Raw genomic sequence first — 10,637 nt, 5'->3', positions numbered from 1 at the left:
GTCACTGGTCGCCCTATCATGGGTCGTGAGCGGACATCTCGGAGAGAACCCGAACTCAACTCAGCCGTGACGATTGTTCAATCGATATTCGGGGATGACGTCCAGCAGGTAGAATTTTTTGCGTTGGCTGTCCCTTGGTCCTATTTCGTCGCCATTCTTGCGAATGCCGCTCTCTGCCAGCATCTCGACAGCACGCGCAAACATCGTCTTCCCAGCGTTTGCCGGCATTTCCTCCTTTCCGCTGTAGTCGGTGTCCTTGATCAGGCCAGCCCGGTAAGCATGAAAGAGCCTTCGAAACCGCGCCTGCAAAACCTTGCCGAAGTCGCAGACTGGCCGCTCATCAATCATGGCCAAGTCGAACCGCCTCATCGGCGCTACCGGTGCTGACGTCCCACGGACTTTCGTGGCCTCGATGGCACTCGAAATTATGTCCCGAAGTTCGGTTTCGGCCTGCAGGTAGCGCACCAGCGTGATGGCAGTTACCTCCTGCAGCGTATGCCCGAACCATTGTTGGTGAAAACTCGGACGAAGCGACTTCAGGCTGGCCTCATCGGCGAGCAGGGGTCCTAACGGATGGTGTTCGCCATTGTCGGAGAGGATCTGTTGCGCATAGCTGTCGAGCAGCTTCAACACTTGATCGGTGTTAGTCAGAACGTCAGGGACAGTTGCAGATACGGCTTTCTTCAAATCCTTAATGGAGGATCGGCCGATGGAGGCCGACATCGCATCGACAGCCGCCTGCCGTTCGCTCTCTGGCAGAGTCTGGAGGGCGATAAACTTGTCAAGATTCTCTTGCGCCTTCGCGGCGGCATCGACGTACGTGCCTGGCTGTAATCTGCGCAAGGTGGACTGGACGAAGTCCTCGACTTGCAGATCCTCTGCCCAAGCGTTGCGCGCCAGTGCCAACTGGACGTCATGCGCGCACCAGAGGAGGCCCTGGAAATAAAGCAAGTCGATCACTCGCTCGGGTGAAATCGAAAGTGATAACCGATCTTTCGCAATCGCGTTGATGACGTCGCCGTGATATCCTGCAACCAGTGCCTGATAAACGGGGCGATCAAATCGCTCGAGTTGGGCTAGCCTAGAGGCGTGCGCTTCGAGCTTGTCGTACCAATCCCCTCGGCCCGGCCAGGGTTCAAAAACGAGTTCGAGGATGGCGTCGTCGCCATTGCAAACGACCATTCGCTGGCAGAGTGAAAAAAGTTCTTCCTCGATGTCGTCGCCCGAAGGGATAAGCTCAGAGGGGATCTCTTCGCGCTTATGGTCGAAAAAGCCGAAAGGCAGTTCGGTGATGCACGCCAGATTCGGATCAAAGAGTGCACGACCGATCGCCAATCGCTCGATACCGCCGTACGCAACCTCGCGATGTGTCCGCTCGCGCAATGCATCGATGTCATGTTCCCACGCTGGCTCGCCCCCCGCCCAAGGAAGCACAGTGGGTACAAGGCTGGCAAAGTTGAGAGGCTCGATTTTCCGCTTCTTGGTGAGTTCGCGATGCTTCTTCTGGGTCGCTTCTTCTTGCACTGTCCGCCTGCGCTTCTTGGCCTCCTTCTTTCCAGGAAACACCGGGATACCGGTCACAGCTTGTTCCTCGCTTGCTCGATCATGAAGATCAGCTCTGGCGCCATCTTGTTAAGATCGCGTGAGAGGGCCTGCGCCTCCACAACCGCGTCGTATCCGGACCGGCCTTCCCTTTGTTCGTTTTCGGCCTGCGTCATTGCGGCGTCGAGCTCGTGCCGCAGCTTCTCGAAAAGGTCGAATGCCTCGTCGAGGTTTGATGAAAGGGTCACAGGAAAATCTCCCACTCGGGCGGCAATGGCGGCTCTTCCCAGAAAGAGGGGTTGCCGCCATGCTCGCGGATCCACTCGTAGGCGTCCCCCTTGGTTTTGAGGCATGGATCTGCCAATTCGAGTACGTCGCAAAGGGTGGAGATGAGCGCCTCCTGCTTCTTCGACGGCTTTTCCTTGCGCCAACATGCGTTCGCACCTGTCTTGCCACTTCGCTCGAAGGATCTGATCTCTTCGTTGTACAGCTCCTTGCGGTAGCGCCATTCAATAACGCGGCCCCACTGCTTGCAAAACGATGCGCGTGCTGGATCCGACAGCGCCTCGTCGAGAAGTTCCCCGAGGGGCGCTTTGGGTGCCCGTAGAGCGATCTCGCCCACCCAGAGCAACAGCAGAATCGGATGGGCCAGGATGCCAGTTAATTCCTGCGGATCGAAATGTTCGAATCCGTAAAGCCACAGCGAAGAGCCGAGACGGTACTTTTGTGCATCGCGCGAGCCCGGCCCGCCACGCCGATGAGGCGCAGCACGCGCTTGGCGTTGGAGTTCGGATAGCTCCTCTTCGGCGATGACCACGTCGCTTGCCAGCGCCGTGTCGAGTTCTTGAAGATGGTCGAGCATCTCGAAAAGCGCGTCGGTCGGTGGTGGTTCTTGTTCCATGCGAATCGGTTTAGCGCAGGTTCCGAGCCTGCTGCGTCAACCTCCCCCCCAACCTTGATGGCTCATCAAGCTGCAGGGGGAGGTTGACGGTCGTGGATCGAGCCACGGGTATAAGCGGGTGGAACGATTGAAGGGGGGTGGTGCGCAACAAAGTGTTGCTCGCCCGCGGCGCGGACCGAGCAACCCCCAAGCCACCCCCCTTCCTTGACACAGGAAGCACAAAATGCAGCTCGAATCCCAGTCGCTGAGAAGTCGCAATCAGGCTCTGCGAGAGGCTCTTTCCGAGGCGCGGGGTGCGCGGTTCAGGGCCGCCAAGGCCCGGGCGGTGCAAGGGTTCGAGGACGAGGGTCAGGCCCGTGCTCATCGTCGTCGCCTGCGCGAAGCCGAACGCGAACTCGAAGAACTGATGCGGCGACGGGCCATCGTCAGGGTGCCCGAGACGCATCGCCCGCGGATTGGAGGCCGGACGGCTCTCAACCTTTATCATCGCGAGAAGGGCATTCTTGAGGGCGTCGTCGGCACCAGTGTGACGCGGGGCCGCGACGGATTTCATTCAATCCACTTTGATTTCACTGCGCGAGGGTTCACGTCGAAGGGGCGCCGCTGGCGACCTGGCGAGGCGAGCCGCGCCGCGCGCTACATCGTGCGAGAAGACGGCCTTGAAGGCGGGGAAAATGGCTGGTTTTCGAACATCGCTGACGATCGCCGCGAGCTCACCGCGTTCTTTCGAACGCTCGAGCATTTCGAACGACACGATCGCAAGAACGCCAATGTCTACTGCTCCGAGATTGTCGCGCTGCCCTTCGAGATGACCGAGGCCGAACGCCGCGAGACAGTCGATCGCATCTGCGAGTTCTTCCGGGAGCGCGGGCTGCCCTTCGTTGCTGCGCTTCACAAACCAGACCCGGGCGGCGACCAACGCAATTTTCATTGCCATATCGTCTATTCACTCCGCCCGGCGACGCGCACAAACGCGTATTGCTGGTCATTCGCACTGGGGAAGGAGGCTGATATCAATTGCCCGTCGGGCATCAAGGGCCGGCGCGAGCGCGTCGTCGAGCAGTTGAACGCCAGCCTCGCGCAATACGGACATGCCAAGCGCTATACGGCGCGTTCGAACCGCGCCCGTGGGGAGGATTGTCCCACCGACAAGGAGGGACAGCACGCGGTCTGGGCTGCCAGACGACTGGCAGCACGCGAGCAGCGGATCAAGCAGCTCGGGGTCCTACGCAAGGTGACCCTGACGACCGAGTTCAACCTACGCCGCTGCCACCAGAAGCTTCAACAGGTTGAAGCGGCGCTGCGCGAAAGGCTGAGCTACATGAAGAGGGAGGTCGGCGCTCTCTGCGTCAACCCTCCAGGGCATGAGGCACTCGTGACTGCTTCTAGCAAACGGGTCGAGATAATGCGCCAGTCCGTCAACACGCTCCCTGCGCTCTCCTTGCGCCTCGATCGTGCGAGGCAGACAACGGATCGATTCCTTGCGGGAGCATGCGGCGCGATCGAGGACTGGCGCGCTCGACCAATTCGTTCGACGTATGTTGTCACCCTTCCACTCTTGGATGAGAAACTGAAAATGGCGCTGTCGCAAACCGCCATGGTCGGGGTCGGGCCCTATACTGCGAAATGGCGCAAAAAGGTGCGCGCGCACAAGATCGACGGCAGTCCGATGTGGCCCGCAAAGCCCAAGCCGCCCAAGCCTAGGAAGGCACGCGAGAATTACCGCATCATGCAGCGCCTCAGAAAAGACGTGAAGCGGCGTGAACCGATCATTCGCGCCTTGATCGAGGCCTTGAAGGCCAAGATTGAAGCGTCGCCATCTCCGTTCGGAGATCGCTGGTCGCAAATTCCCGAGCCTCGCAAAGGCATGTTCACGCAGCGCGAGCATGACGCATTTCTGGCGTGGCAGTCCACCAAGGAAGGCGAAGAATATATCCGAGCGAGAGCACCAGCCAAGGAGCCGGACGACCCCGCCGTCGAGACGACGCCGTCGCCAAGACAGCGGAACGCATCGCCCGGGCTCGACGAGGAACACAAGCGCTACCTCGAGCTGCTGGAAGAGCAGAAAAGGCGGAAATCTAGAGGGAGATAGGCGGCCGATTGCCGATCGGCCGATGACAAAGGGAGCCAGTGAAGTGAGCTTCCTTCGGAGAGGAAATGAAGAGGGACGCTCGACGGCCTTGGGCCGCCATCTCAACAAGGAGCTTCCAGGAAATGAACAAACCCAACCCCGATGTCGCCATTTCGAGCGTCAGCCATTCGATGATCTCGCTCATGCTGATGCTTTTCGAGCGTGCCGAAGTCGAGCCGCTCGGCCACGGCTTGCCCCAGGGCTCGCTTCTGTTGCCCGCCGCAACCGTGGTGATCGCCGCAACCCCGTGCGCCCCGCCTGCGTTCGATAGGGCGGTCCTCAAAGCGCACCAAGAAGAGAGCGCGGATGTCATCCTCGTCCACCACGGCTTCTTCCCCGAGGTCCTCGACGAGGTGCTATTCAGCGTGGCGCGCGGGGCGACGCTGTCCCGGCACCGTCTCTTCATCGATCGCGGACGCCGCACTTGGCTGGTGGCCGTGCAGGGGCGCGTCCACTACCTCATCACCCGTGACGGCCTGCTCGGGTCCTATGTCGCGCCATACGGCTCGGACGAAGATCGAAGCGCGGGCCTTTGCGCTGCCGCCAAGCTGATTGCCGCACTCACGCTCGGGAAGGAGGCAGCGTGATGGCGAAGAGGGTAAAGGCACCGCCGGGGCTCGATTACGACCCGGTAGTCGGCGAGACCGAGCACCTGTCGTTCGGGGTGGCGCAAGCCGGGGGGGAGCGCAGCCTCACTGCAACGCGCTTTGTCGGCAAGCGACTGTTTCCCGTCAGTCCGCCCGACGACTGGGGAGCCGAATGGCCTCACCCGACGTGCCTGCGCGCCGACGTCCTGCTTCCGGCCGGCGCCGGCGATGACTGTTGGGAGACCCGACAGCTGTGCGAGGCCTACGACCGACAGGGGTTCGGCGGGTTGCGAGATCTCGTGATCATCACGACGGTGCGCTTTCCCGATATCGATGGTGTCGCGTCATCGATGCGCCTGCATGCTGCCTGGGAGGATGCCCGGGGCTTCGCGCGATCGCTGGTAGACAATTACGGCGCGCCTTTGGTGATGGTGATGCATGTGCCTGCACGCGCGGGCCGGCCAGGCCATCCCCATGTCCATTTGATGATGCTGGCCCGAGAGCTTCTGCCCTCGGGGTTCGGCAAGTTCGTCCGCGCCCTGCTCAGTGAAAATGGCCGCGATGAAATTGATAAGGCTTGGGCCGCCTGGCGCGCCCGCAGTGTTGAGCCATAAGTGGAGTGCATTTTTTCTTCACCCTCAAGCCACTGAACATAATGCCTTTTCATAAGACTGCCTAGCAAGGTCTGGGGGGAGGTTGACGCTGACGCCTTCCGATCCGTGCGACAAGATTCGCATGGATCGGAAGGATGACAATCCAGCACATTTACAGGGAGCTTCCTCGGCGCCCGACGCTGCTGCGTGTCCCCGGGTGGAGGACTTGCTCCCGGCCGAACTGGCCGTCCTCGAAACCGAGCTGATCCTGATCGACAGGCTGATGGGAGGAGAATTGAATAGGCTATTTGAAAGGAAATAGGAGATGACCGCAAAGCAGGTGCGACGCGTGTGCGTCTATGCTCGTGTGTCGACCGGTCGCCAGGCGAAGAGCGATCTTTCGATCCCCGATCAGATCGCTCGGGCGGAACGCTGGTGTGAGGCCAATGGCGCCGAGCTCGTCGAAACCGTCGTGGAAAGCGGCGCATCGGCGACTGACGACAATCGACCGCAGTTCCAGAAGATGATCGAGGCGGCGACGTCCGAAGATCGTCCTTACGACGTTATCCTCGGACATTCGCTTTCACGTCTGTTTCGCAACGCACTTCACTTTATGCAGTATCGCGCAGCGCTACGGCGGGCAAATGTCCAGATCATCTCGATCACGCAGGAGTTTGGCGATGACGAGGCGTCGGATCTCGCCATGGGCATGCTCTCGCTGTTCGATGAGTACCAGTCACGCGAGAACGGCAAGCATACAAAGCGGGCGATGCAGAAGAATGCGGAGCTGGGGTTCTGGAACGGCCAGACCCCGCCGCTTGGCTATCGCACCTACGAGGCAGAGCGGCGAGGTGGGAAAAGCAAGAAAAAGCTCGAGATCGACGACGATGAGGCGTTCGTGGTCCGCAAGCTTTATGACCTCTACCTCCACGGACCCCCGGGTGCCTCGCCTCTCGGGATTACGCGCTTGGCGAGCTGGCTCAACGAGCATGGCTACAAGCATCGCGGGAAGAAGTTTCACGTCTCGAACGTGCAAAAAATACTGCGGAATACCGCGTACATCGGTGTCGCGTTCTACAATAAGCGCGATTCCAAGAAGGGCATCGTGAGACCCGAGGAGGAGTGGATCCCGATCCCCGTCCCAGCGATAATCGAGGCCGCCGATTTCGAACTAGTCCAGGAACGGCTCGTGGAGCGTCAACCCAAAATGACGGCGGCTCGTGTGACGACCACGAAAAACCTTCTTATCGGCCTGACGAAATGCGGATGTGAAGGCGATGGCTGTGGTGGCGGCATGACGAGGTCGACAGGCAGAAGCGGCCAGTACAAATATTACGCCTGCTCGAACCGGGCCCGCGCTGGTGAGGCGGCCTGTACCGGACGGCGCATCCCCATGCCTAACCTCGACACTATCGTGTTGGACGCTCTCGAAAGGCGCCTTTTGCAGCCTGAACGTCTAAACGCTCTTCTGGCATCCTGGCTCGACCACTCCGACAAGGCCGCCGAGGGCCGTCGTGCCGAACTCAAATCACTGCGCTCTCGGCAAACTCATCTTGAAGCGGGACTCGAGCGCCTCATCGATCTTGTCGCCGACGGTCACTTTTCGTCGAGCGATCCGATCTTCGCCAAAAAACATGCCGATCAGACCGGGCAGCTGGCGCAGGTCAAAGACGAAATCGTGATGCTGGAGCGCCAGCTTGCTAATTCGAGCCGTCGAATTACGCCAAAACGCATCGAGCAGTTTGCAACCCTATTGAAAGAAAAGCTTCGGGCGGACGATCCCGCGCTGCGACAGGCTTATGTCCGCTCAGTTGTCGAGCGAGTGGAGGTAGGCACGAAGCTGATCCGCATTGTCGGGGGCACCAAGGACTTGGAGCGGGCAATCGGTCGGGTGGACACTATGCAAAAAGGCATAGTGCCCACCATCGAACGGAAATGGCGCGCCCGGGTGGATTCGAACCACCGGCCTCAAGATTAGAAGTCTCGTGCTCTATCCAACTGAGCTACGGGCGCATCCGAGGGACAAGGGGGTACCCGCTTTTCTTGCGCTTGCGAACCGGCAAAAAGCGGCGGGAGATGGCGGTCAGGCGATCTCGTTGACCAGCGCTTCGAACAGGCGCCTGCCGTCGGTGCCGCCATGCGCCGCCTCGAAGGCCCGTTCGGGGTGCGGCATCATGCCGAGCACATTGCGCTTTTCCGACAGAATGCCCGCAATTGCCCGCGCCGACCCGTTGGGATTGTCGTGATAGCGGAAGGCCACGCGCCCTTCGCCTTCGAGCCGGTCGAGCGTCTCCGCGTCAGCCTGGTAATTGCCGTCGTGATGCGCGACCGGAATGACGATTTCCTCGCCCTTTTCATACCCCTTGAGGAAGGGGCTGTCGGTCGTTTCGACCGTGAGCCGCGCATCGCGGCAGATGAAGTGCAGGCTGGCGTTGCGCATCAGCGCGCCGGGCAGCAGCCGCGCCTCGGTGAGCAGCTGGAACCCGTTGCAGATGCCAATGGTCGGCACCCCCTTGTCGGCGGCCGCGGCGACCGCGCGCATGACGGGGCTCACTGCCGCCATCGCGCCCGAGCGCAGATAATCGCCATAGGAAAAGCCGCCCGGGAGCCCGATGAGGTCGGTGCCAGCTGGCAATTCGGTCTCGGCATGCCAGACCATATTGGGCTTCTTGCCGGTCACGCCCTCGAAGGCGACGGCGAGGTCGCGGTCGCAATTCGACCCTGGAAAGACGATGACCGCGGCGGTCACAGCACGTCTACCTTGTAATTCTCGATCACCGTATTGGCGAGCAGCGTCTCGCACATCTTGTTGATCGTCTCCTCGCTGGTGCCGTCGGCGAGGTCGAGCATGATGACCTTGCCCGCGCGCACATCCTCGACACCCTCGAAGCCGAGACCGCCGAGCGCGTGGTGGATGGCCTTGCCCTGCGGATCGAGGACACCGGGTTTCAAGGTAATGGTCACGCGCGCTTTCATGTCGGGCCCCTGATGCTTTGAGTGAGCGTTGCGCTACGCCCGCTAGCCCAAAAGCCGCGCCCCGCCAAGCTTTACACTTTGGTAACCCTGTTCGCCGATATTGTCCCGGTCGCGGACATGGGAGCCGTCCGGCCGCCCGGCCGGGAAGGGGGCCGCGACCAGGCTATTTCGGGAGACGGGACGATGATCGTCGGTTTGGCGTCGGTGATGTTCATTGCATTGTTCGGCTGGGGTGCCGAATATTTCGGCTGGAGCGATCCGTACGGCCGCGTCCAATGGGCGCTCTTCTCTTCCTTCGTGCTCGGCATCCTCGCCGGTTATAAAACCAAGAGCTGACTTGAGGCCCATGATGGGCTAGCGCGACGCCATGGACAGCGACGCGCCTTATTCCGACCTGCCGCCTTATGCGCAATTGCTTCGCCTGTCGGTCCGGAAGACGGACGGGCGCGTGCATTTCGTCATGCCCTTCCATGACGATGTGACGGGGCGCCCCGGCTTCCTTCACGGCGGCGCTATCGCCGCGCTGCTCGAATTCGCCGCTTATGCGACATTGCGCGACCGTCTGGGCGCGGACGATGCCGTGCGGATCAAGCCGGTCACCGTCACGGTCGATTACATGCGCGGCGGACGCCCGCGCGACACCCATGCCGAAGCCGTGATCGAACGGCTCGGGCGGCGCCTCGCCAACATTGACGCTTTCGCCTGGCAAGACGACCGCGACACGCCGATCGCCAGCGCCCGCATGAACGTCCTCCTCGAACGCGACGCCTGAGCGGGAGGGACTAGCGCCCTGCCACCTTCAATGCGTGGAAATTCGGGCTGCCGAACAACTCGTCCACCACCGCCTGGCGCTTCATGTAGAAGCCGATGTCATGCTCGTCGGTCATGCCGATGCCGCCGAACATCTGCACCGCTTCCTGCACCGCGAGGCGCGACACGCTGCCCGCCTTAGCCTTGGCGACCGAGACCATGAGCTCGGCGCGGCCTGATCCCTCGTCCATCAGCTGCGCGGCCTTCAACGTCGCCGCCCGCGCGATCTCGATCTCGCCCCACAGATGCGCGGCGCGGTGCTGCAAGGCCTGGAAGCTGCCGATCGGCACCCCGAACTGCTTGCGCTCCTTCAGATACTCGTTGGTCATGCCGAAGGCACCGGCCGCGACCCCGGTCAGCTCCGACGCCGCCCCCGCGCTTCCCGCGCCAAGCGCGCGCGACAGGGGCGCCCAGCCGCCATCGACCTCGCCGACCACCGCATCGGCATCGACCTCGACCTTGTCCAGCGTCAGCCGCGCCGCCTTGGAGGCATCGGCCAGGGCCACATTCTCGATCTCAAGCCCCTTGGTGTCCTTGTCGACCGCGAACAGCGTGATGCCCTCACTCTCGCCCACGCTCCCGCCGGTGCGCGCCGCGACGAGGATCAGGTCGGCGCTCGCGCCATGAACGACAAACTGTTTATGCCCCGACAAGGTGAAGCCGTTGCCCGAACGGGTCGCTTCGAGCGCGGTGTTGGCGGGGGCATGATGCGCGCCTTCATCGACCGCCAGCGCGGCGACGGTGTCGCCCGACAGGATGGTCGGGAACCAGCGGCTGGCATGATCGGTGCCTTCCAGCGCGCGCACGGTCGCAACCGCGGTCGTCAGGAACGGCGAGGGGGTGAGATTGCGCCCCACTTCCTCGAGCACGACATTGGCCTCGACCTGCCCGAGCCCCGAGCCGCCTTCCTCCTCGGGAATGAGGATGCCGGTCAGGCCCAACTCTGCGAACTGCTTCCACAGGCCGTGACCGAAGCCGTCCTTGCAACCGATGTCGCGCCAATGCCTGAGCTGGGTTTCGATCTTCCCTTCTTCCGCCATGAAGGGGCGGACCGTGTCCTGCAGCATGACCTGGTCGTCGTTGAGTTTCATCATGCG

General features: G+C 61.6%; 12 protein-coding genes and 1 tRNA gene. 6 read left to right on the top strand and 7 right to left on the bottom strand.

All coding sequences use genetic code 11. From position 1 onward, the window contains the following. Positions 1 to 60: 60 nt before the first annotated feature. The 3 genes from NUW51_RS07100 to NUW51_RS07090 are packed head-to-tail and all read right to left on the bottom strand — an operon-like array spanning position 61 to position 2,443. Positions 61 to 1,581: a hypothetical protein gene (locus tag NUW51_RS07100; protein WP_265564108.1), complete on the bottom strand. Its 1,521-nt coding sequence runs from the start codon at positions 1,579 to 1,581 to the stop codon at positions 61 to 63. Next, positions 1,578 to 1,790 carry a hypothetical protein gene (locus NUW51_RS07095; RefSeq protein ID WP_265564106.1) on the bottom strand — a complete coding sequence of 71 codons (213 nt, stop codon included), beginning with the start codon at positions 1,788 to 1,790 and terminating at the stop codon, positions 1,578 to 1,580. Before NUW51_RS07095 ends, NUW51_RS07100 begins: the two co-directional genes overlap by 4 nt. Continuing rightward, on the bottom strand, positions 1,787 to 2,443 hold the full coding sequence (locus tag NUW51_RS07090; protein WP_265564104.1) for a hypothetical protein: 657 nt from the start codon (positions 2,441 to 2,443) through the stop codon (positions 1,787 to 1,789). Before NUW51_RS07090 ends, NUW51_RS07095 begins: the two co-directional genes overlap by 4 nt. Before the next feature lie 223 nt (positions 2,444 to 2,666). On the opposite strand from NUW51_RS07090, the gene NUW51_RS07085 reads away from it, so the two are divergent. From NUW51_RS07085 to NUW51_RS12870, 4 genes are all read left to right on the top strand, one after another. Next, entirely contained in the window at positions 2,667 to 4,535 is a 1,869-nt protein-coding gene (locus NUW51_RS07085) for a MobA/MobL family protein (protein ID WP_265564102.1), read from the top strand. Positions 4,536 to 4,657: 122 nt separating this feature from the next. Next, the gene (locus NUW51_RS07080; protein WP_265564100.1) at positions 4,658 to 5,161 is read left to right on the top strand and encodes a hypothetical protein; all 504 of its coding nucleotides are present in this window, start codon (positions 4,658 to 4,660) and stop codon (positions 5,159 to 5,161) included. After that, positions 5,161 to 5,775, top strand: a complete 615-nt coding sequence (locus NUW51_RS07075) for a hypothetical protein (RefSeq protein ID WP_265564098.1) — start codon at positions 5,161 to 5,163, stop codon at positions 5,773 to 5,775. The genes NUW51_RS07080 and NUW51_RS07075 overlap by 1 nt, the downstream gene beginning before the upstream one ends. A 304-nt stretch (positions 5,776 to 6,079) precedes the next feature. Beyond that, the gene (locus NUW51_RS12870) at positions 6,080 to 7,732 is read left to right on the top strand and encodes a recombinase family protein (protein ID WP_407696352.1); all 1,653 of its coding nucleotides are present in this window, start codon (positions 6,080 to 6,082) and stop codon (positions 7,730 to 7,732) included. Here NUW51_RS12870 and NUW51_RS07070 read toward each other — a convergent pair. The 3 genes from NUW51_RS07070 to purS form a co-directional block, all read right to left on the bottom strand. After that, positions 7,691 to 7,767, bottom strand: a tRNA-Arg gene (locus tag NUW51_RS07070). The genes NUW51_RS12870 and NUW51_RS07070 overlap by 42 nt on opposite strands. Before the next feature lie 70 nt (positions 7,768 to 7,837). Then, positions 7,838 to 8,503, bottom strand: coding sequence for a phosphoribosylformylglycinamidine synthase subunit PurQ (purQ, locus tag NUW51_RS07065; RefSeq protein WP_265564096.1), 666 nt, complete (start codon positions 8,501 to 8,503; stop codon positions 7,838 to 7,840). After that, on the bottom strand, positions 8,500 to 8,730 hold the full coding sequence (purS, locus tag NUW51_RS07060) for a phosphoribosylformylglycinamidine synthase subunit PurS (RefSeq protein ID WP_265564093.1): 231 nt from the start codon (positions 8,728 to 8,730) through the stop codon (positions 8,500 to 8,502). The genes purQ and purS overlap by 4 nt, the downstream gene beginning before the upstream one ends. Before the next feature lie 78 nt (positions 8,731 to 8,808). Between purS and NUW51_RS07055 the strand changes: the two genes are divergently transcribed. Together NUW51_RS07055 and NUW51_RS07050 are read left to right on the top strand one after the other, a co-directional pair. Continuing rightward, the gene (locus NUW51_RS07055; protein ID WP_265564090.1) at positions 8,809 to 9,066 is read left to right on the top strand and encodes a hypothetical protein; all 258 of its coding nucleotides are present in this window, start codon (positions 8,809 to 8,811) and stop codon (positions 9,064 to 9,066) included. 31 nt (positions 9,067 to 9,097) lie between these two features. After that, positions 9,098 to 9,502 carry a PaaI family thioesterase gene (locus tag NUW51_RS07050; RefSeq protein WP_265564088.1) on the top strand — a complete coding sequence of 135 codons (405 nt, stop codon included), beginning with the start codon at positions 9,098 to 9,100 and terminating at the stop codon, positions 9,500 to 9,502. A gap of 10 nt (positions 9,503 to 9,512) precedes the next feature. Here NUW51_RS07050 and NUW51_RS07045 read toward each other — a convergent pair whose 3' ends face one another. Further along, entirely contained in the window at positions 9,513 to 10,631 is a 1,119-nt protein-coding gene (locus NUW51_RS07045; RefSeq protein WP_265587949.1) for an acyl-CoA dehydrogenase family protein, read from the bottom strand. Positions 10,632 to 10,637: the final 6 nt, after the last annotated feature.

The organism is Sphingomicrobium arenosum (genome assembly GCF_026157085.1).
Classification (GTDB): domain Bacteria; phylum Pseudomonadota; class Alphaproteobacteria; order Sphingomonadales; family Sphingomonadaceae; genus Sphingomicrobium; species Sphingomicrobium arenosum.
The sequence above is the reverse complement of the archived record's forward strand: the minus strand, read 5'-3'. Positions and strand labels throughout refer to the sequence as shown.